Origin of the sequence: Alloyangia pacifica (assembly GCF_900116195.1) — a bacterium.
In the GTDB taxonomy this organism is placed as follows: Bacteria; Pseudomonadota; Alphaproteobacteria; order Rhodobacterales; family Rhodobacteraceae; genus Salipiger; species Salipiger pacificus.
This window is the reverse complement of the sequence record NZ_FOZW01000008.1, coordinates 37336-56315: the sequence shown is the minus strand read 5'-3', so window position 1 is coordinate 56315 and position 18980 is coordinate 37336. Positions and strand designations below refer to the sequence as shown.

The following is an 18980-nucleotide window of genomic DNA, read 5'->3' as shown; positions in this document are numbered from 1 at the left end:
TAACCTCAGGCAAAGACGACGCGCTTGGCATCGCGGCGGCGTTGCAGCCAGGAGATGATCCGGCCGCTGCGCGTGGCCCGGCGCGTCTCGCGGGCGGTGGGGTTGGTGACGATCTCGGCCTGGTAGAAGCTCGGGCAGAGCACGGCGGCATCGGCCACCTCGCCGCAGTTGCCGCAACCGACGCAGGTCTGGTCGATGGCGGCGACGGGATCGTCGCGCAGCGGATCGCCGGTGTCCTTCACCGACAGCGACGGGCAGCCTGAGAGACGCATGCAGGCGTGATCGCCGGTACAGACGTCCTCGTCGACGCCGAAGCGCGGGCGCACCACGCGCTTGCCGTCCTTGGCGGCCTTGGCCAGCTCCGGTTTCACCCGGCGCTGCTTGTTGAGCATGCATTCCGACGAGGCGACGATGACCTTTGGACCTTCCTCCTCGGTGGTCAGCGCCTCCTTGAGCGTGTCGCGCATCTTGGTGACGTCATAGGTGCGGTCGATCTGGCGCACCCATTTCACGCCCATGCCCTTCACCGCGTCGACGATGGAGTTCTGCGTCTGCTTGGTCTTGTTGACCGCGCGCGACGACAGGATGTCCTGCCCGCCGGTCGCCGAGGAGTAGAAGTTGTCGACGATGACGATGACGTTGTCGGACTTGTTGAACACCGCGTTGCCGACCGAAGAGGTCAGCCCGTTGTGCCAGAAGCCGCCGTCACCGACGAAGGAGATCGCCCGGCGGCCCTTCCTGTTCTCGTTGTGGAAGGCGGCGGCCGAGGCCGGGCCGAGCCCGTAGCCCATGGTGGTGGCGCCGATGTCGAAGGGTGGCATGATCGAGAAGAGGTGGCAGCCGATGTCCGACGAGATATGGTGCGGGCCGAGCTCTTCCTCGACCAGCTTGGTGGCGGCGAAGATCGGGCGCTCGGGGCAGCCGGTGCAGAACCCCGGCGGGCGTGCCGGCAGGGTCTGCGAGAGGTCGGGAATGGCCACCGGCTCCTCGTTGGTCGCCACCTTGGCGACCGGCAGCAGCGACGGGGCGTGTTCGGAGAAGAAGGCGCCCAGCCCCTCGACCATCACCTGCCCGGTATACTCGCCGCCCATCGGCAGCTTGCCCTTGCCCTCGAGCTTCACCCGCTTGCCCGACTGGTAGAGCATGTGGGCGACCTGCTGCTCGATGTAGTTCGGGTGGCCCTCCTCGATGATCAGCACCGCGTCCTTGCCCTCGCAGAAGTCGAGGATCTGGCTGTCGACCAGCGGGTAGACGCAGTTGAGCACCAGCATGTCGATCTCGGTGTCGCCGTAGAGATCGGCGAGCCCGAGCCGGTTCAGCGCCCGCACCACGGTGTTGTAGGTGCCGCCCTGCAGGATCAGCCCGACCTTGCCGCCGGCGTCGCCGAAACGCTCGTTGATGCCTTTCTCGACGATGAACCGCTCGGCGGCGGGCTTGCGCTTGGTCAGCTTCTCCGCTTCGTGGATATAGGTGGCCGGGGGCAGCACGATGCGGTCGAGCTTGCGCTTGGGGTTCTCCAGCGCCTCCGAGACGGTCATCTCGGGGCGCTTGTTGTCCGAGGCCTCGAAATGGCCGTGCACGTGGCACGAGCGAATGCCCACCTGCAGCATGACCGGGGTGTTCGACAGTTCCGACAGCTCGAAGCCGTCACCCACCGCCTTGACGATTGACGGCAGGTTGGGCCGCGGGTCGAGCATCCAGACTTGGCTCTTCATGGCAAAGGCGTAGGTCCGCTCCTGCATGATCGACGAGCCCTCGCCGTAATCCTCGCCGACGATGATCAGCGCGCCGCCGGTGACGCCGCCCGAGGCGAGGTTCGACAGCGCGTCCGAGGCGACGTTGGTGCCGACCACCGACTTGTAGGTGACCGCGCCGCGAATGGGGTAGTGAACCGAGGCGGCGAGCATGGCAGTGGCGGTCGCCTCCGAGGCCGAGGCCTCGAAATGCACGCCCAGCTCTCCAAGGATGTCCTGCGCATCGGCCAGCACATCCATCAGGTGCGAGATCGGCGAGCCCTGGTAGCCGCCGACATACCCGACGCCGTTTTCCAGCAGCGCCTTGGTGATCGCTAGGATGCCCTCGCCGGTGAAGGTCTCGCCCTCGCCCTGTTTCAGCTTCTGGACTTCCTTGGCAAAGGATCTCTCGGCCATGGGTGGTCTCCTTGGGTCTCGGTCCGGGGCCGTGCAGAGGTGGGGCCCGTCCGGTCTTTTCTGTCAGTAGTCGTGGTGGCGGATGTCGTGCAGCACGCGCTGCAGCAACTCGTTCAGGGTCGCGCGCTCATCCTCGTCGAGCGCCTGCAACATGCGGTCGCGCATGGATTGCATCGCCGGCCAGGCGGTCTCATAGGCGGCGCGTCCCGCCTCGGTGAGGCTGATCTTTCGAAAGCGGCTGTCGCCGTCCTGCGCCTCGCGCCGGACCAGCCCCGCGCTCTCCATCGCGTCGAGCGTGCGCGACAGGGTCGGCTGCTTGATGACGGTCAGCACCGACAGCTCGTTGATCGTGTGGGGCCCGCTCTCGGCCAGCACCGCGAGCGCCCGCATCTGCGCCACCGACACGCCTACTTCCTTGAGCGCGGTCTCCACGCTCTTGTTGTAGCGCGCGCCAATGCGGTTCAGCAGGTAGGGGGTGAAGGACTCGAGGTCCTTGGGGGCGCCCGTCATGCGCCCAGCTCCTTCGCCACCAGAAAGCCCGAACCGCCCGAAAGGCCCGGCCCGGGGTGGGTCGAGGCGCCGATGTGATAGAGGCCCTTGAGGTCGGTGCCGTGGCGCGTGCTGTCCGCGAAGGGGCGCCAGAGGAAGAACTGGTCGAGAGTACAGGCGCCACCGTAGGGATCGCCGCCGACGAGGTTCATGTTGTAGCCTTCGAGGTCTGCCGGCGAAATCGCGCGCCGGGTCACGATGCTTTCGGCAAAGCCGTCGATGTGCTGCGCGAGAATGGCCTCGATGCGGTCGGCAAAGGCCTCGCGCAGGGTCTCGGTCCAGGCGCCATCGGCGGGCACGTCGATCTGCCCGGCGGCATCGCCTTTCACGTGGCGCGGTGCCTCGGGCATCTGCAGCCAGAGCACGCTCTGCCCTTCGGGGGCGCGGCTCGGGTCGGCGGCGCAGGGCTGGCCGACGCAGATCGTCGGCACCTCGGGCAGCATGCCGCGTTCGGCCTCGTTGCCGGCCTTGGACACGCCATCGAGGCCGGGCGTCAGGTGCAGCAGTTGCACCTTCTCGAGTCCCTCGGTTTGCCATTTCACCGGCCCGTTCAGCAGGTAGTGCAGCTGGAAGTTGCCCTTGCCGTGCCGATACTTGCGCAGATCGTCCTTGCGCGCGGGCTCTGCGGCGAGCGTGCCGTAGAGCTGCTGCGGCGTGACCGAGGCGAGCACGGTCTTGGCGGCAATTGTCTCGCCGCTGGCGAGCCGCAGGCCGGTGGCGCGGTCCCCCTCGCGGGTGATCTCGGCGACCTCGGCAGAGGTGCGGACGCTGCCGCCGTGTTCCTCGATGATGGCGATGAGGCCGCGCACCATGTTGACGGCACCGCCCTTGACCACAGGGGCCGAGGCGGCCTCCAGCGCGAAACCGATGACCTTGCCCATCTGCCCGGAGAAGGCCGCTTCCGGCCCCAGCCCAGCGTGCAGGCACCAGGGTGCCCAGAGGGCGCGCGACAGGTCGCTTTCGAAGGCGCTTTCGAGCCAGGAACGCATTGGCTGCAGGGCCCCGCCCATCACCGTCGCAAGGCCGCGCGGCTTGCGCTTCCAGGTCTCCTTGGCGAGCTGCTTGGCGGTCTGTTTCGACCAGGGATCGCCGCCCATCAGGCCGAAGAGCAGCTCTGCGTCGGCGCCGAAGGCATCCAGATCGCGGGCCAGCTGCGCGCCGTCGCCGTCATGGGCCGCGTCGAAGGCGGCGACGTTGATGGCGCGGTCGGTGGTATAGGTCAGCGCCCGCCCGTCGGGCAGCAGCACGCCGGTCGGCATGTCGGTGGCGCAGAACTCCACGCCATGCCGCGCGAGGTCAGCACCAAGCGCGCCATGCGCCCCGCCGGTGACCCACAGCACGAAGGTGGTGGCGAGGGGGTCATAGGTGACCCCCTCGGCCAGTGTCTCGGAGCGCATGCAGCCGCCCGCGATCGCCTCGCGTTCGAACACGGCGACGCGCTTGCCCGAGCGGGCGAGCATGGCCGCGGCGGTCAGCGCGTTGATGCCGCTGCCGATGATGGCAACGTCGGGAGAGGTCGGGGCGGTCATCTGCGGGCGCTCCTTGGGTTCGGGCGGTCGGCTCAGGCCGCGACCAGCGCCAGCGCGCGGATCGGCGAGCCGGTGCCCTTGACGATCTTCAGCGGCGCGGCAACGAGGATCGCCCCCTTGGCCGGCAGCTTGTCGAGGTTGGTCAGCGAGGCCAGCCCGTAGCGGTTGTGCTTGTGCAGCAGGTTGTGCGCGGGGAAGGGGATCTCGAAGCCGCCCGCCGCGCCGGCGTCGGTGCCGATGCACTGCGTGCCCCAGCCGAGCGCCTTCTTCTCTTCCATCAGGTACTGGATCACCTCGGCGGTCGGGCCGGGGGTGTGCGGGCCGGTCTCGTCGGCGTTGAGGTAGGCGGCCTCGTCAGTGTTGTACTGGTCCCAGTCGGTGCGCATCAGCACCCATTCGCCTTGCTTGATCTCGCCGTGCTCTGCCTCCCAGGCCTTCACGTGCTCGACGGTCAGCAGGAAGTCGGCGTCCTCGGCGGCTTCCTTCGAGCAGTCGATGACATTGGCGGGGGCGGCGAAATACTGCGGGTCGATGGTGTCGACCGAGCCGTCGGCATAGTCCTTGCCGGTGACCCAGTGGTGCGGTGCATCGTAGTGGGTGCCCGAGTGCTCGCCGATCTTCAGCCAGTTCCACGCCCAGAACGGGCCGCGGTCGCCGTATTCCGAGATCTTGTGGATCTCGATCTTCGGCGTGTCGTCGGCGATCTCCGGCGGCAGCTTCAGAAGCGGCGTGTCGGGGCCGAGCGGGGCGGTGCAGTCGATCACCTTGATCGAGCCGTCGAGCAGGCCGCTGGCGAGCGTCGCGAGGGCGTCTGTGTTGGTCATTTCCATGTCTCCCTGAGGTGGTGTTCGGTGACTCGTTGGCCGGTCGTTCCTTGAGATACATGCAAATACATATAATTTTTTTCTTCAAGAACGAAATTTATAAACCTGTCATTTTTCTCCTGGCGCAGGGCATGTCCGGTCAGGCAATCCACAAACTCGCCGCGAACTTGGGCATTGTTCCCTGCTATGCGGGAATACAGGGCGTGAAGGCCTGGTCGTCGATGAAGGGTGTCGGATGTCCCTCGCGTGTTGAAGGCTGTGCTCGATAGAAAAAACTTGAAGCCTAAAATAAACCACTCTAGCGTTGCGCCTAGCGCGGCACCTGCGCCGCATGGTTCGTCCAGGGAGAGAAGTCACATGACCCAGCAGAAAGTCGTTCCCGTCGTCACGCGCTCCGCAGAGCTCGACGAAGGCACCCAGCAATCCGGCGATTGCGTCCGCAAGTCCGGCGTCAGCCCGCAGCACACGCCGGCGACGAAGATCTGGTTCGGTCGCGTCACCAACGAGCCGGGTCACCGTTCGCCGCCGCACCACCACAAGGAATGCGAGACTGGTGGCTATGTGCTGAAGGGCCACGGGCGCATCTACTTCGGCGACGACTACAAAGACTACATCGACATGTTCGAGGGCGACTTCGTCTTCGTCCCGCCCTTCATGCCGCATGTCGAGGTCAACATGAGCACCACCGAGGAACTGGTCTGGCTGACCTGTCGCACCCCGGACAACCTGGTGGAGAACCTCGAGGATGTGCCCGACGAAGCGCTCGAAGGCTACCGCCGCGCCTGATCGCGGCCGACAGGTCTGCGGCGTCAGGGGAGTTCACCTCTCGCGCCGCGGTCCCACAGACTGAAAGGACATCCTCATGAAACTTCTCCGTTGCGGCCCGCATGGTGCCGAACGTCCCGCCATGCTTGACGCCGAGGGCAAGCTGCGTGACCTCTCGGGCATCGTCGCCGACATCGACGGCGCGGCGCTCTCGCCCGAAGGCCTCGCCCGCATCGCCGCGCTCGATCCGACCACGCTGCCGCTGATCGAGGGCACTCCGCGTATCGGCTCGGCCATCGCGCGCCCGGGCAAGTTCCTGTGCGTCGGTCTCAACTACGCCGACCATGCCCGCGAGACCGGCAAGGAGCCGCCCGCCGAGCCGGTGCTCTTCTCCAAGGCGACCACCGCGCTCTGCGGCCCCTACGATGACGTGGAGATCCCGCGCGGCTCGGACCGCACCGACTGGGAGATCGAGTTGGGCATCGTGATCGGCAGCCGCGCGAAATACGTCTCCGAAGCGGAGGCGCTCGACCACGTGGCGGGCTACGCGCTGGTCAACGACGTCTCCGAGCGCCGCTTCCAGTCCGAGCGCGGCGGCCAGTGGGTGAAGGGCAAGAGCCACGACACGTTCGGCCCGGTGGGGCCGTGGATGGTCACCAAGGACGAGATCGCCGACGTGCAGGACATCGATCTCTGGCTAGACGTTGACGGCGAGCGCCGCCAGACCGGCAACACCCGCACGATGATCTTCGGCGTGGCGCATCTGGTGCATTACATCTCGCAGTTCATGACGCTGGAACCGGGCGACATCATCGCCACCGGCACGCCGCCGGGCGTGGGGCTGGGAATGAAGCCGCCGACCTTCCTCAAGGCGGGGCAGGTGGTCACTCTCGGCGCAAACGGGCTTGGCGAGCAGCGTCAGGTGATGGTGCAGGCATGAGCATCGACTTCAACGCGCTGAAGTCGGCGCTGACGGATCTCTCGGGCAAGACCGCGATCGTCACCGGCGCCGCACGCGGGCAAGGCGCGGTCGAGGCCGAGATGCTGGCCACCGCCGGCGCCTCGGTGCTGATCTGCGACGTGCTGGAAGAGGAGGGCGCGGCGCTCGCCGAGCGTCTCGCCTCCGAGGGGCATGACGTGCGCTTCAAGCGCCTCGACGTGACCTCCGAGGCGGAATGGGCCGAGGCGCTGGCGCTGGTTCGGGACTGGACCGGGCAGCTCGACGTGCTGGTCAACAACGCCGGGATCATCAACCGCAAGATCATTCGCGACATGTCGGTCGAGGAGTGGCGCAAGGTGCTCGACGTGAACGCCACCGGCGCCTTCATCGGGGTCAAGCTCGCGGCGCCGATGATGGCCGAAGGGGGCGGCGGTAGCATCGTCAATATCTCGTCCAACAGCGCCTTTACGGGGCACTACGATCCGGCCTACACCTCGTCGAAATGGGCGCTCCGCGGGCTGACGCGCACGGCGGCGATGGAGTTTGCCGAGCAGGGCGTGCGGGTCAACGCGATCTGCCCGGGATTGATCGTCACCGACCTCAACCGCGGCTCGCCGCACCTCGGGCCGATGATCGGCATGACCCCGGCGCAGCGCGCTGGCGAGGCGACGGAGGTGGCGCAGCTGGTGCTGTTCCTCGCATCCGGGGCCTCGGGCTTCATCACCGGCGAGGATTTCGTGATCGACGGTGGCTTCACCGCCGGGGCCGGCTACCGCCGCGTCGCCCGCGAGACCGGGCTGCTCTGAGCCGCGCCGCCGAAGGGATTGTCAGCTGACAATTGCAAAGGCCCCCGCATCACCTGCGGGGGCCTTTTCTCTGTCCCTGCCGTTTCCGGCGCCCCGTTCAATGCTTGTTGCGGATATCGAGCATGATCGAGATGCCCCGCGCCGCGTCGGTCTCGGAGATCTCGGAAAACATCCCGTCGATCCAGCGCAGGTGCTCGGCCACCATCTCGTCCATCAGCGTCCGCCCGGCCGGGGTGATCAGCACGCGGAAGGCGCGGCGGTCGCTTTCCACGGTCTGGCGCTCGGCCAGCCCGTCGGCCACCAGCCGGTCGACCACGCCGGTCACATTGCCGTTCGAGACCACCAGCTGCTGCGACAGCTCGCTCATCTTCATGCCCTCGGGCGCGGCGTGCAGCGCGGCGAGCACGTCGAAACGGGGCAGGGTGGTGTCATAGCCCGAGCGCAGGCGCTCGCGGAGGCTCCCCTCGACGTGGCGCACGGCCTTGAGCATCTGCAGCCAGAGCCGCAGCCGCTGGCGCGCGAGGTGCTCGTCGGTCACCTGGTGTTCGGTCGTTTGTTCCATCGGTCAGCCTCGGCGGGACGTTGTGCCAAACCCTTTCAGGTCTCGACTTTAAGGGTTGCGTGTATTGCAGCGCAGCGCAATCGAAAAGCCTGAAAGTTTCGCATTCTGCCGGGCTTGTGGCGCGGAGACTGCTTCAGGTCGGAAGCTTGCGCGGCTTGCCGCCTTCGTCCACGGCGACCAGCAGAACGTCGGCGCTGAGGATCCGCCGGCAGGCACCGTCGGGCTCGGCCCAGGCGGAGACGGCGAGGTTGAACGAGCTGTTGCCGCGCCGGCTCAGGTCGGCGTGCAGGGCGAACTCCTCGCCGCCGTGCAGGGGTGCGTGGAACTGCACCTCCTTCAGCGCGGCGATGACCACGTCGCCGCCCGAGATCTTGCGCCCGGCAAGCCCGGCGCCATGATCGAGCTGCGACAGGATCCAGCCGCCGAAGACCGGACCGCGCGCCGTCGTCTCGGACTGCGGCGCGACGGTGAGGATGCGCGGCGCGCTGTCGGGGCGCACCGGGATATCGCCGCCGCCGTCAGCCATGGGGGATGACCGCCGTGGCCTCGATCTCGACCTTCGCCGCGTCCTCCATCAGGGCGCAGACCTGCACGACGGCCATGGCCGGGAAGTGGCGGCCGATCACATCGCGGTAGGCGGCACCGAAGGCGCGCAGGTTGTCGAGGTATTCCTGCTTGTCGGTGATGTACCAGGTCAGCCGCACGAGGTGCTCGGGGCGCGCGCCGGCCTTGTCGAGCACGGCGACGATGTTCTCCAGCGTCTGGCGGAACTGGCCGACCATGTCGGTATGCTCCCACTCCTGCTGCGCGTTCCAGCCGACCAGCCCGCCGGTAAAGACCATCCGGCCCTCGGCCAACATGCCATTGGCGTAGCCTTTCGCCGGCACCCAGCCGTCGGGTTGCAGGAACATGTGGGGTGTCAGTGCGGTCATGCGTCGGTCTTTCTCAATCGGGGGTCTTGGCAATCAGGTAGCGGGTCATGGCGTTGCGCATCTGGGCGGGCCATGCGGTAGAGGTGCCCTGCGCGAGGTCGGCGTGGATGACCGTCGCCTGGCAAGTGAAGCGGCGCTCATCCCCGCTGGTGCAGGTGATGACGAAGCTGGCCGAGGCGCGGCCGATGCGTTTCACGCCAAGCGACAGGTCGAGCCAGTCGCCGAGCCGAGAGGGCGCGTGGAAGCGGCAGTCGATCTGTCCCATGGGGGTGGCCATGCCGGTGCCGGAGATCATCCGGTCCCAGCCCATGCCGAGCGCATCCGCGAAGAAGCGCTCCTGCACGGCCGAGATCATCTCGAAATAGCGCGGGTAGAAGACGATCCCGGCCGGGTCGCAGTGGTTGAACTCGACCTGCCTGCGGATCGTGAAGGTCTCGCTCACGTCTCGCCTCCGGAGATCGAGATTGCCTGCCCGGTGACCATCTCCGAGCCTTCGCCGCAGAGCCAGAGTGCGGCGCGTGCCACGTCTTCGGGTGGCACCAGCCGGTGCATCGGGTTGGTGGCTTCGAGCGATGAGCGGGCCTCCTTGGCGGAGCGGCCGGTCTTTTCCACGATATTGGCGATCGAGCGTTCGGTCATCTCGGTGTCGAGGAACCCGGGGCAGAGCGCATTGGCGGTGATGCCCTTGCGCGCCAGCTCCAGCGCCACGGATTTCACCAGCCCGATCACGCCATGCTTGGCCGCCGCATAGGGGGCGACATAGGGGTAGCCCTTCAGCCCTGCGGTGGAGGCGATGGCGATGAGGCGGCCCCACGGCTTGTCCTTCATCGCCTTGGCGCCCTCGCGCAGGGTCAGGAAGGTGCCGGTAAGGTTGACCGAGACCATCCGCTCGAAGGCCGCCAGTTCGGTGCGGGTGAAGGGCGCACTTTCCGAGGCCCCGGCATTGGCGATGACGATATCGGGCGCGGCCTCGGCGATGGCGGCGGAGATCGCCGTCTCGTCGGTGATGTCGCAGAGCACGGCCCGGATGCCCGGGTGCCGTGCGGCGACCGTCTCGAGCGGCTCCATACGGCGCCCGCAGATCACCACCTCGGCGCCGGCCTCGGCAAAGGCCAGCGCGATAACCGCGCCGACCCCCGAGCCGCCCCCGGTGACGAAAGCCGTCTTGCCCGCGAGGCTCATGTGGCCATCGCCTTGGCGCGTTCGGCCAGCGTGTTGGCCTGACGGCGGCCGCCCTCGTAGGGCTTCGGCCAGGCCTGCTCGGTGTCGCCCAATTCGACCGCGGCGTGCAGCGTCCAGTAGGGATCGGCAAGATGCGGGCGGGCGAGCAGCACCAGATCGGCGCGTCCGGCCATGAGGATCGAGTTGACGTGGTCGGGTTCGTAGATGTTGCCCGCCACCAGCGTCGGCGCGCCGATCTCGTTGCGCACGCGGTCGGCGAAGGGCACCTGGAACATCCGCCCGTAGACCGGCTGCTCGGCCTTGTCGGTCTGGCCGGAGGAGACGTTGATTGCATCGGCGCCGGCGGCCTTGAACATCGCCGAGATCTGCACGGCCTCTTCGGGGGTAACGCCGTCCTCGCCCATCCAGTCATGCGCCGAGATGCGCACGGTCATCGGCTTTGCCGCGGGCCATTCGGCGCGCATGGCGGCGAAAATCTCCAGCGGGTAGCGCATGCGGTTCTCGAGGCTGCCGCCATACTCATCCTCGCGCCGGTTGGTGATCGGCGAGATGAAGGAGGCGATCAGGTAGCCGTGGGCACCGTGCATCTCGATCATGTCGAAGCCCGCGTCATCGGCGGCGCGCACGCTCTCGATGAACTGCGCTTTCACCACGTCCATATCGGCGCGGTCCATCGCTTTCGGCACCACGTTGCCTTCCATCAGCGGGATCGCCGAGGCGGCAAGCAGCGGCCAGGACTCGCCCTCGGCGAGCGGCTTGTCGATGCCGTCCCAGGCGAGGCGGGTCGAACCCTTGCGGCCCGCGTGGCCGATCTGGGCGCAGATCTTGGCGTCGGTCTCGGCGTGCACGAAGTCGGTCAGGCGCTTCCAGCCCGGCACCTGCTCGGGGCCGATGCAGGGGCAGCCGGGGGTGATCCGGCCTTCCATCGACACGCAGAGCATCTCGGTGAACACCAACCCGGCGCCGCCCTTGGCGCGCTCGGCGTAATGCACGAGATGCCAGTCATTGGGCATGCCGCCGGTCGCCTTGTACTGCGCCATCGGCGAGACGACGATGCGGTTCTTCAGCTCCATCTCGCGCAGCTTGAAGGGGGCGAACATCGGGCGGCGGGTGGAATTGCTGCCGGCCTGTGCATGGAACCAGCTTTCGGCGGAGGCCAGCCACTCCGGGTCGCGGAGGCGCAGGTTCTCGTGGCTGATCCGCTGCGAGCGGGTGAGCAGCGCGTAGTTCAGCTGCATCATGTCGAGATCGAGATAACGCTCGACCTCCTCGAACCATTCGGTCGAGTTGCGCGCCGCCGAGGTCACCCGCAGCACCTGCAGCTTGCGTTCGTCCTCGTAGGTCTGCAGCGCATCGGCCAGCGGCTTGTCGCGCGACAGCTCCTCGGCCAGCGAGATGGCGCTTTCCATGCCCAGCTTCGAGCCCGAGCCGATCGAGAAATGCGCCGTCGCCGAGGCATCGCCGAGCAGCACGACGTTGTCGAAATACCAGTTCTCGCAGGTCACCCGCGGGAAGCGGATCCAGGCCGAGCCGCGGATGTGGTTGGCGTTGGTCATCAGGGGATGGCCGCCAAGATGCTTGGCGAAGATCTTTTCGCAGAGCGCGATGCTGTCCTGCTGGCTCAGCCTGTCGAAGCCGAAGGCCTCGTAGGTCTCGGGCCCGCATTCGACGATGAAGGTCGCGGTGTCGTCGTCGAACTGGTAGGCGTGCGCCCAGATCCAGCCGTGCTCGGTCTTCTCGAAGATGAAGGTGAAGGCGTCGTCGAATTTCTGATGCGTGCCGAGCCAGACGAAGTGGTTGCGGCGCATGTCGATCTCGGGACGGAACTTGTCCTCGTAGTGGCTGCGCGTCTTCGAGTTGAGGCCGTCGGCGGCGACCAGCAGATCGTTGCTTGCCTTGAGTTCGTCGATCTTCTCGGGGGTGATGTCGGTTTCGAATTCCAGCTTCACGCCCAGTTCGCGGGCGCGCTGTTGCAGCAGCAGCAGCATCTGCTTGCGGCCGATGCCGCAGAATCCGTGGCCGCCCGAGGTCATCGCCTCGTCGCCGCGCACGAGTTTCACGTCGTCCCAGTAGGCGAACTTGTCGCGGATCATCTTTTCCGAGACCGGATCGTTGTCTTCGAAGTTCGCCATGGTCTCGTCCGAGAGCACGACGCCCCAGCCGAAGGTGTCGTCGGCGCGGTTGCGTTCGTAGACGGTGATGTCATGCGCGGCATCGCGCAGCTTCATCGAGATGGCGAAATAGAGACCGGCGGGGCCCCCGCCAAGGACGGCGATTTGCATGAGACACAGCTTCCCTGTTTGGTTTCCGGTAGATTACCTTCTCGCGAAATTACTTCAAGACTAAAATAAATCAAATCCGAAAGACATCTCCGCGTCTCCTTTCGTCCTTTTTGTCCGGATGGCTGCTTGAGGCAATAAAACTTGGCAGAGACGCACGCTTCTTGACCTCCGACGCCGCCTGACTATGATTTAGACATAAAATATATAGACACACCGACTCGGCCGCCTGACCTGGGCGTCTTACACCGATCGGGTCGGGCAGGACATGGAGCGACCCCGAATGCCATTCAAAATTCAGAAACCCATGCGGTTCGGCGACTGCGATCTGACCGGGATCGCCTACCATCCGGCCTACCTGTCGATGCTCGTCGACGTGAACGAGGCGATGTTCGCCTCTTTCGGCGTGACTTGGAAGGAGCTGATGTTCGAGCGGCAGCTCGGCCTTCCCAGCGTGAAGATGAACATCGAGTTCAAGAAGCCCGCGGTCTACGGCGACGTGCTGGAGTTCAACGTCCATGTCCGCCGCATCGGCAAGTCGTCGCTGGATCTCTACACCGTGGTCACCGTCGAGGGCGAGGTGATCTGGACCATCGAGCAGCTGATCGTGATGACCTCGACCAAGGACCACAAGTCGCACTCCTGGCCCGATGACTGCCGCAAGGGGCTGGAGCTCTACCTGCACCCGGAGATGGCGGCCTGACCCTCTTCGCAGGCTGAACCAAAAGCGCCCCGGCAGTGATCTGCCGGGGCGCTTTTTGCTCTTTTGGGGTGCTGCTCAGGCGACGCTTTCGAGCCGGTGGAAGCGCGACCGGGCGAAGACCAGCGCCTCGCCGCCCGCCAGGGCGACATCCTCGATCCGCCCGATGAATACCGTGTGGCTGCCCGCCTCGGTCGCCGTAACCACCTCGCAGGAGATCGAAGCCAGCGCGCCCTCGAGCCGGGGCAGGCCGCGCGGGCAGCTCGACCAGCTGCCGATGGCGAACTTCTCGAGCCCGCTCTGCCCCTGCGCCCCGGCAAAGGCCATGGCGACATCCGCCTGGTCCTGTCCCAGCAGCTGCACGCTGAACCGGCCGCTTCGCGCGATCTCCTGGCAGGTGCCGGTGCGATTGTTGACGCAGACCAGAAGGCTGGGCGGGCTGTCGGTCACCGAGCAGACCGCCGTGGCGGTGATGCCGCGGCGCGCCGCGCCCGCGCCGGTGGTGATCAGCGTCACCGCCCCCGGAAACAGCCCCATCGTCTCGCGGAAGGTCGAGATGTCGACAGCCATGTCAGGCGGCCTTGAGGCTGGTCAGGTAGCTGCCGGCGGCGTCGGGATCGGCGAACCACGGGAAGAAATCGCGCGGGTCGTCGAAGCCGTTGGCGATGCGATGCGCCAGTTCGGGCAGCACCTGCGCCGACCCCATCAGCTCGAGCACGAAGGGCGGCGGCGGCAGCAACATCATGTTGGTCCAGCGCACGACCCATTGCGCATAGGTCCAGAAGGTCTCGAAGGTGGCGCGCATCCAGGTCTCGTCGAAGGCGCCATCACCATGGGCGACGATCGCGTCGAGGTAGACCGCCGCCGCCTTGGCGGCGTTGTTCGCGCCCTGTCCGGTGATCGGGTCGTTCAGGCAGACCGCGTCGCCGAGCCCGAGGATCTTCGCCCCCGACGGCAGGGTGCCCACGGGTTTGCGCACGGTCGGCGGGAAGCGCCCGGCGAGGATGCCGTTGCCGTCGGTCAGCTCGATGTTGGTGCAGCGCTCGGCTTCCCACGGCACGAACTTCTCGAGGATCTGTTTCGAGCGCGCGAGGTGCTCGGCGGGGGTGGAGACGTCCTTCCAGCAGTCCATCGGCCCCTCGGGGATGCCCTCGAAGACCATGATCTCGCAGGGGCCACTGGTGGTCAGCGCGGGGAAGACGAAATACTCGCCGACGCCGGGGATGAGGTTGAAGTTCACTGCCGAATGCTCGGGGCGCGGCGTCATGCCGTGCACGTAGGTCAGCGCAAGCGCCCGCTGGGGCGCGGCAAAGGGCGAGCGGCCCGCGTCACGCTCGAAGAGCTTGCCGATCTCGCCCTTGCCCGAGGCGACGATGACCAGATCCGCGGCTTTCGCCTCGCGTTCGAGCATGGCGATGTCGGCCGTCGCGATCTCCATCTTGCCGCCGAGCCGTTCGAATTCCTCGATCCAGCGCGGCATTTTCACGCGCTGGTCGATGGACTGCGCCTTCCGGTCGAGCCGGGCCGACCAGTCCACGGCCTTGCCCGGCCCCTCGGGGTTCGGGACGCTGAAGGAGATGCCCTCGACCGGCGGGCAGGCGTCTTCCCAGAAGTTGATCCCGAGGTCGCGTTCGAGCTGCAGTGCGGCGTCGAACTGGCACTGCGAGGACATGACCCGCCCGGCGGCGAGTTCGGGCCCGGTGCGGTCCTGGATGATCTTGACGTCAAAGCCCTTCTGCACGAGTCCGATGCCGAGCTGCAGGCCGGACTGGCCGCCGCCCACGATGGAAATGCGTTTCATTTTTCTCTCCTGTTGGATTTTTCTTTGCGGGCGGGATCAGTCCATGAGGCGCGGGATGGCGGGCTCGGCGCGCTCGGGGCCCATGGCGGTGTAGCCGCCGTCGACGCGGATGTCGGTGCCGGTCACGAAGCTCGACTCGTCCGAGCAGAGGAACATGATGGTCGAAGCCACTTCCTCGGGGTCACCGACGCGCGGGAAGAGGTGGAAATCCGCGCCCACCGCGTCGGTCTTGGCCCGGTCGCCGCCGGTCAGGCTGTCCATGATGTTCGACCAGGTCCAGCCCGGCGAGACCGCGTTGACCCGGATGCCGTCGGGCGCCAGATCCATCGCCTGATTGCGGGTCAGCTGCAGGATCGCCGCCTTGGACACCGGGTAGAGCCAGCGCCCGGTCTGCGCCACGCGCGCCGAGATCGAGCCAAAATTGACGATGGCACCCCTGGTCTTGCGCAGTTCCTCGCGCGCTGCCTGCATCAGCATGACCGAGCCGACAAGGTTCACATCCAAAGCTTCAAGCCATTCGGATCGCGTGCTTTCCGCACCGTTGTCGAGGTAGGTCGCGGCGACGTTCACCAGAAAATCGATGCGGCCGAAGCTGTCCTTGGCGGTCTGTACCACCCGGGCGATATCTGCGTCAGACCGCAGGTCGGCCGGCACGAAAACCACGTCGTCGCCCGCCAGCTTTGCGCCGTTCTCGGCGTCGATATCCGCGACGATCACCTTGACGCCGTGGGATTTGAACGCCTCGACCACCGCAACGCCGATTTTCGTGGCACCGCCCGGCACGATCGCGACTTTGTCTTTCAATCCACGCATCGCGTGCTCCCTGTTTGTCATATTTCTGAAATCAAAGCTTGCAGGGGTGCCGGCCATGCGCGCTATCCTGATTGCGCAGCCGGACTCCGGATTGCGCAAATTATGTTTCAGGGATGAAGGAAGATCGCGACGCCACCATGGAGCAGGTCACGGGCCATATCACAGGTCAGATGCAGTCGGGTCCGGAGGACCTGCCGCTCGGCAGCCACCCCCTCTTTGCGACCGGGGATCTGGACGAGGCGCGGGACCGGGTGGCGCGGGTCTACTGCGATCACCGCCTCGAGGTGATGGGCCGCGCGCCGCTGGCGGCGCGACACAACCGGCTCGACGGGCAGGATCTGTCGATCAACGTGCTGACCTATGGTGCGAAGACGCAGATCGCCCCGGGCGCGCTCGAAGAATTCTACCTGTTCCAGTTCCCGCTGCGCGGCCATGCCTCGATCAACACCGGCACGCGCGGCTACGAGATCGGCGGCGGCAGCGGCGGGGTGCTCAACCCCGACGATGACGTCAGCATGATCTGGAGCGAGCACTGCGTGCAGCTGATGCTGCAGATTGATCGCCGGTCTCTGCAACGGGCCGCGCGGACCGAGTTCGGTCTGCCGCAGGGTGCCGCGCTGCGCTTCGACGGGGCGCGCGCGCTGGAGGGCGGTGCAGGACAATCCTTCCTCGGGCTGCTGCGGTTCGTGATGTCTGAAAGCCAGCGTGGGGCAGCCTTGCTGGGGCAGGGCTCGGCGATGGGGCGTCAGCTAGAACGCACGCTGCTGGTGGGGCTGCTGCAATCGCAGTTGCCCATGCCCGATGCCGCGGGTGCAGCGCAGAGCAATGGCGGTGCGCCGCGCGTGACCCGCCGCGCCGAGGAATTCATGCGCGCGAACCTGGGTGCCCCGTTGATGATCGAGGAGATTGCCAGCGCGGCGGGGACCAGCGTGCGCTCGCTGCAGGCGGCGTTCCGCGCCAGCCATGGCTGCGGCCCGATGAACGTTTTGCGCGACATGCGGCTGGAACGCGCCTGGGAAGAGCTGTCGAACCCCGGTGTTGAGACGCGGGTCACCGACGTGGCGACCGGGCTCGGTTTCTTCCACCTCGGGCGGTTCTCCGAGCACTACCGCAAGAAATTCGGCTGTGCGCCGGTCGAGACTCTGCGTGCCGCGCGGCGCGGCTGAGGCCCCCGGTGAGGCGCAGCGCGGTGATCTGTGGCGCGGCGGTCCAGAAGCTCCGCGCGGTGCGCGCGCAAAAGCCTTGGTCGATGCGCATCCTCCATTCGGCGATTTCAACCAGCATTACACTTATCGCGACGACGCCCGACTGCCGCTGGTGTTCCAGACCATCTTGGGCACCGTGGGCCGTCCGTAGCCGCTGCTTGACGGGCCGATGACCCGCGAGGTGCAGAACCTGTTGCTCGGCCGACTCTACCGGATGCAGGGGCTGACCAACCGCGGCGTGGTGAATTCGGTCTTCGGCCGCGGCACGGTCAACGGCGGGCAGGGCGCTCTCCGAGGCGATGTCGGAGCGTCTTCGTGCCCGGCTCGGAGTGGCGACGGAGGTGGCGCACTTCCCGCCGGGCGGCACCGTTGAGCTGATCCGGCTGGAAAGCCGTCACAAGGTGATCCGCCTGGTGAAGCGCGAGATCGAGGGGGCGGGCGCGTGAGCGAGCCCGGTGAAGGCGTCCCGACCCGGCTAAAGGCGCGGCCGCCGCGGATCGCGCCGGAGAACGCCGAGCGCCATATCCTCACCGCGACCTGTTCGGAAAGCGCCCGCGCCGAGGCTGAAGCGGCGGAGGCCCGGCACCGTGCCGGAGTGCTGGCGGCATTGGCGCGCAGCGTCGTGGTCGTCCTCGGCCTGGCTCCGCGGCAGGGGCTTCGCTTTTTCTTTCCGCAGCCACATGCGGAAGGCGCGCCGCAGCTTGGCCCGCAGATCGGCTGCAACGCCCGCGCGGCGCGGAAGTGGGTGAACCTGGTGAAGGCAGGGTTGCGCACCCCCGACCATGCCTTTCTTGACCCGGACGGGTGGTCTCCGGGCGCGCGCCGCGCTGAAGTGGTATCATGCGCTGCAAGCACCGCATCCTCTTCCTCGTGCTGGCTGCCTGTACCGGTGTGTCGCTTCCGCGTGGCGGCAGCCTTCCGGAGTAGGCTCTGCACCGCCAGTGGGTCATGCCGCCCGGAGCTGTCGCTTACCTGTCGGCGGAGGTCTCCGGCGCGGGGGCGGTGATGTCGCGACCGGCGGTCCGGTACCACCCGAGGATGCCCTGCCAGATCTCCTCCGCCTCCTCGGCGTACCAGAACAAGTCCCGGTCTTCGGGGTCGATCACCCCCTCTTCCACGAGGAAGTCGACGTCGAAGGCCCGCCGCCAGAAACGCTCGCCGACCAGCACCACCGGCACCGGGACGATCTTACGGGTCTGGATCAGCGTCAGGGTTTCGAACAGCTCGTCCATCGTGCCATAGCCGCCGGGAAAGACCACCAGCGCGCGGGCGCGCTTGAGGAAGTGCAGCTTGCGCAGCGCGAAGTAGTGGAAGCGGAAACAGAGGTCGGGCGTGAGGTAGGGATTGGGGTACTGCTCGTGCGGCAGGGTGATGTTCAGCCCGACGCTGCGCGCCCCGGCGTCGTGGCTGCCGCGATTGGCCGCCTCCATGATCCCCGGCCCGCCGCCGGTGACCACCACCAGCCGGTTGCCGTGCTGCCCCTCCTGCGCACCGACGATGCGGCCGAAGGCGCGGGCGATCTCGTAGTAGCGGCTCTTGTCTGCGACCCGCCGCGCAATGGCGAGGGCTGTTTGAAGGCGCGTATCGTCCGGGTCTCGCGCCAGGGCGGCCTCGCATGCGGCCAGCTCCGCCGCGGCGCGGGCCGGTTCGGGGATGCGCGTCGCGCCGAAGACGACGATGGAATGGGCGATCCCATGCGCCTGCAGCAGCGCCTCGGGCTTCTGGTAATCGAGCATCAGCCGCAGCCCGCGCATGTCGTCCCGGTCGAGGAAATCCACGTCGTGGTCGCCCTCGCGGTAGCTCGGGCTTTCCATGATCCGGCGCACGAGATCCGGGGCGCGCCGGTCCTCGCTGGCGGGCTTCGGCGTGCACCAGGGCAGCTCCACATCGCGCTCCGAACTCGGCGGCGGTGTCTCGGGGCAATCGTCCATCATCGGCTCCTC

At 67.0% G+C, this 18980-nt stretch carries 20 protein-coding genes; 6 read left to right on the top strand and 14 right to left on the bottom strand.

Annotated features, from left to right (window positions below; all coding sequences use genetic code 11):
• Nucleotides 1-5: 5 nt before the first annotated feature.
• From BM397_RS17030 to BM397_RS17015, 4 genes are all read right to left on the bottom strand, one after another.
• Nucleotides 6-2150, bottom strand: a complete 2145-nt coding sequence (locus tag BM397_RS17030; protein WP_092426977.1) for a thiamine pyrophosphate-dependent enzyme — start codon at nt 2148-2150, stop codon at nt 6-8.
• A gap of 63 nt (nt 2151-2213) precedes the next feature.
• Nucleotides 2214-2660, bottom strand: coding sequence for a MarR family winged helix-turn-helix transcriptional regulator (locus BM397_RS17025; RefSeq protein WP_092426975.1), 447 nt, complete (start codon nt 2658-2660; stop codon nt 2214-2216).
• Entirely contained in the window at nt 2657-4228 is a 1572-nt protein-coding gene (locus tag BM397_RS17020) for a phytoene desaturase family protein (RefSeq protein WP_092426972.1), read from the bottom strand. The genes BM397_RS17025 and BM397_RS17020 overlap by 4 nt, the downstream gene beginning before the upstream one ends.
• A gap of 32 nt (nt 4229-4260) precedes the next feature.
• Nucleotides 4261-5052, bottom strand: coding sequence for a cyclase family protein (locus BM397_RS17015; protein ID WP_092426969.1), 792 nt, complete (start codon nt 5050-5052; stop codon nt 4261-4263).
• A gap of 357 nt (nt 5053-5409) precedes the next feature.
• On the opposite strand from BM397_RS17015, the gene BM397_RS17010 reads away from it, so the two are divergent.
• The 3 genes from BM397_RS17010 (at nt 5410) to BM397_RS17000 (ending at nt 7563) form a co-directional block, all read left to right on the top strand.
• Nucleotides 5410-5838 carry a cupin domain-containing protein gene (locus BM397_RS17010; protein WP_092426966.1) on the top strand — a complete coding sequence of 143 codons (429 nt, stop codon included), beginning with the start codon at nt 5410-5412 and terminating at the stop codon, nt 5836-5838.
• Nucleotides 5839-5914: 76 nt separating this feature from the next.
• Nucleotides 5915-6757 carry a fumarylacetoacetate hydrolase family protein gene (locus tag BM397_RS17005; protein ID WP_092426963.1) on the top strand — a complete coding sequence of 281 codons (843 nt, stop codon included), beginning with the start codon at nt 5915-5917 and terminating at the stop codon, nt 6755-6757.
• The gene (locus tag BM397_RS17000) at nt 6754-7563 is read left to right on the top strand and encodes an SDR family NAD(P)-dependent oxidoreductase (protein WP_092426960.1); all 810 of its coding nucleotides are present in this window, start codon (nt 6754-6756) and stop codon (nt 7561-7563) included. Before BM397_RS17005 ends, BM397_RS17000 begins: the two co-directional genes overlap by 4 nt.
• 97 nt (nt 7564-7660) lie before the next feature.
• Here BM397_RS17000 and BM397_RS16995 read toward each other — a convergent pair whose 3' ends face one another.
• The 6 genes from BM397_RS16995 to BM397_RS16970 all read right to left on the bottom strand — a co-directional run bounded on the left by BM397_RS16995 (nt 7661) and on the right by BM397_RS16970 (nt 12521).
• Entirely contained in the window at nt 7661-8125 is a 465-nt protein-coding gene (locus tag BM397_RS16995) for a MarR family winged helix-turn-helix transcriptional regulator (RefSeq protein WP_092426957.1), read from the bottom strand.
• Between the two features lie 133 nt (nt 8126-8258).
• Complete coding sequence (locus tag BM397_RS16990; RefSeq protein ID WP_092426954.1) at nt 8259-8651, bottom strand: acyl-CoA thioesterase; 393 nt, start codon at nt 8649-8651, stop codon at nt 8259-8261.
• Nucleotides 8644-9057, bottom strand: coding sequence for a RidA family protein (locus BM397_RS16985; RefSeq protein ID WP_092426951.1), 414 nt, complete (start codon nt 9055-9057; stop codon nt 8644-8646). Before BM397_RS16985 ends, BM397_RS16990 begins: the two co-directional genes overlap by 8 nt.
• A 13-nt stretch (nt 9058-9070) precedes the next feature.
• Nucleotides 9071-9499 carry an acyl-CoA thioesterase gene (locus BM397_RS16980; protein WP_245696130.1) on the bottom strand — a complete coding sequence of 143 codons (429 nt, stop codon included), beginning with the start codon at nt 9497-9499 and terminating at the stop codon, nt 9071-9073.
• Complete coding sequence (locus BM397_RS16975; protein ID WP_092426948.1) at nt 9496-10239, bottom strand: SDR family NAD(P)-dependent oxidoreductase; 744 nt, start codon at nt 10237-10239, stop codon at nt 9496-9498. The genes BM397_RS16980 and BM397_RS16975 overlap by 4 nt, the downstream gene beginning before the upstream one ends.
• Nucleotides 10236-12521 carry a bifunctional salicylyl-CoA 5-hydroxylase/oxidoreductase gene (locus BM397_RS16970; protein ID WP_092426945.1) on the bottom strand — a complete coding sequence of 762 codons (2286 nt, stop codon included), beginning with the start codon at nt 12519-12521 and terminating at the stop codon, nt 10236-10238. The genes BM397_RS16975 and BM397_RS16970 overlap by 4 nt, the downstream gene beginning before the upstream one ends.
• Nucleotides 12522-12801: 280 nt before the next feature.
• Between BM397_RS16970 and BM397_RS16965 the strand changes: the two genes are divergently transcribed.
• Nucleotides 12802-13221, top strand: a complete 420-nt coding sequence (locus BM397_RS16965; RefSeq protein ID WP_092426942.1) for an acyl-CoA thioesterase — start codon at nt 12802-12804, stop codon at nt 13219-13221.
• Between the two features lie 75 nt (nt 13222-13296).
• On the opposite strand, the gene BM397_RS16960 is transcribed toward BM397_RS16965, so the two are convergent.
• From BM397_RS16960 to BM397_RS16950, 3 genes are read right to left on the bottom strand one after another with little or no spacing between them, the layout of a single operon-like run.
• On the bottom strand, nt 13297-13788 hold the full coding sequence (locus BM397_RS16960; protein ID WP_092426939.1) for a flavin reductase family protein: 492 nt from the start codon (nt 13786-13788) through the stop codon (nt 13297-13299).
• 1 nt (nt 13789) lies between these two features.
• A complete protein-coding gene (locus BM397_RS16955) occupies nt 13790-15019 on the bottom strand; it encodes a styrene monooxygenase/indole monooxygenase family protein (protein ID WP_092426936.1) in 1230 nt (409 codons plus the stop codon).
• A 36-nt stretch (nt 15020-15055) separates the two neighbouring features.
• Complete coding sequence (locus BM397_RS16950) at nt 15056-15832, bottom strand: SDR family oxidoreductase (protein WP_092426932.1); 777 nt, start codon at nt 15830-15832, stop codon at nt 15056-15058.
• A 113-nt stretch (nt 15833-15945) separates the two neighbouring features.
• Here BM397_RS16950 and BM397_RS16945 point away from each other — a divergent pair, with 113 nt between their 5' ends.
• Nucleotides 15946-16998, top strand: coding sequence for an AraC family transcriptional regulator (locus tag BM397_RS16945; RefSeq protein WP_092426929.1), 1053 nt, complete (start codon nt 15946-15948; stop codon nt 16996-16998).
• Nucleotides 16999-17336: 338 nt separating this feature from the next.
• Complete coding sequence (locus BM397_RS29360; protein ID WP_176806725.1) at nt 17337-17483, top strand: hypothetical protein; 147 nt, start codon at nt 17337-17339, stop codon at nt 17481-17483.
• Between the two features lie 522 nt (nt 17484-18005).
• On the opposite strand, the gene BM397_RS16930 is transcribed toward BM397_RS29360, so the two are convergent.
• On the bottom strand, nt 18006-18971 hold the full coding sequence (locus BM397_RS16930) for an LOG family protein (RefSeq protein ID WP_092426920.1): 966 nt from the start codon (nt 18969-18971) through the stop codon (nt 18006-18008).
• Nucleotides 18972-18980 lie beyond the last annotated feature (9 nt).

Coding starts and splice junctions, on each gene's coding strand:
- BM397_RS17030 (WP_092426977.1), bottom strand. CDS start 2,150: ATGGCCGAGAGATCCTTTGCCAAGGAAGTCCAGAAGCTGAAACAGGGC.
- BM397_RS17025 (WP_092426975.1), bottom strand. CDS start 2,660: ATGACGGGCGCCCCCAAGGACCTCGAGTCCTTCACCCCCTACCTGCTG.
- BM397_RS17020 (WP_092426972.1), bottom strand. CDS start 4,228: ATGACCGCCCCGACCTCTCCCGACGTTGCCATCATCGGCAGCGGCATC.
- BM397_RS17015 (WP_092426969.1), bottom strand. CDS start 5,052: ATGACCAACACAGACGCCCTCGCGACGCTCGCCAGCGGCCTGCTCGAC.
- BM397_RS17010 (WP_092426966.1), top strand. CDS start 5,410: ATGACCCAGCAGAAAGTCGTTCCCGTCGTCACGCGCTCCGCAGAGCTC.
- BM397_RS17005 (WP_092426963.1), top strand. CDS start 5,915: ATGAAACTTCTCCGTTGCGGCCCGCATGGTGCCGAACGTCCCGCCATG.
- BM397_RS17000 (WP_092426960.1), top strand. CDS start 6,754: ATGAGCATCGACTTCAACGCGCTGAAGTCGGCGCTGACGGATCTCTCG.
- BM397_RS16995 (WP_092426957.1), bottom strand. CDS start 8,125: ATGGAACAAACGACCGAACACCAGGTGACCGACGAGCACCTCGCGCGC.
- BM397_RS16990 (WP_092426954.1), bottom strand. CDS start 8,651: ATGGCTGACGGCGGCGGCGATATCCCGGTGCGCCCCGACAGCGCGCCG.
- BM397_RS16985 (WP_092426951.1), bottom strand. CDS start 9,057: ATGACCGCACTGACACCCCACATGTTCCTGCAACCCGACGGCTGGGTG.
- BM397_RS16975 (WP_092426948.1), bottom strand. CDS start 10,239: ATGAGCCTCGCGGGCAAGACGGCTTTCGTCACCGGGGGCGGCTCGGGG.
- BM397_RS16970 (WP_092426945.1), bottom strand. CDS start 12,521: ATGCAAATCGCCGTCCTTGGCGGGGGCCCCGCCGGTCTCTATTTCGCC.
- BM397_RS16965 (WP_092426942.1), top strand. CDS start 12,802: ATGCCATTCAAAATTCAGAAACCCATGCGGTTCGGCGACTGCGATCTG.
- BM397_RS16960 (WP_092426939.1), bottom strand. CDS start 13,788: ATGGCTGTCGACATCTCGACCTTCCGCGAGACGATGGGGCTGTTTCCG.
- BM397_RS16955 (WP_092426936.1), bottom strand. CDS start 15,019: ATGAAACGCATTTCCATCGTGGGCGGCGGCCAGTCCGGCCTGCAGCTC.
- BM397_RS16950 (WP_092426932.1), bottom strand. CDS start 15,832: ATGCGTGGATTGAAAGACAAAGTCGCGATCGTGCCGGGCGGTGCCACG.
- BM397_RS16945 (WP_092426929.1), top strand. CDS start 15,946: ATGAAGGAAGATCGCGACGCCACCATGGAGCAGGTCACGGGCCATATC.
- BM397_RS29360 (WP_176806725.1), top strand. CDS start 17,337: ATGTCGGAGCGTCTTCGTGCCCGGCTCGGAGTGGCGACGGAGGTGGCG.
- BM397_RS16930 (WP_092426920.1), bottom strand. CDS start 18,971: ATGATGGACGATTGCCCCGAGACACCGCCGCCGAGTTCGGAGCGCGAT.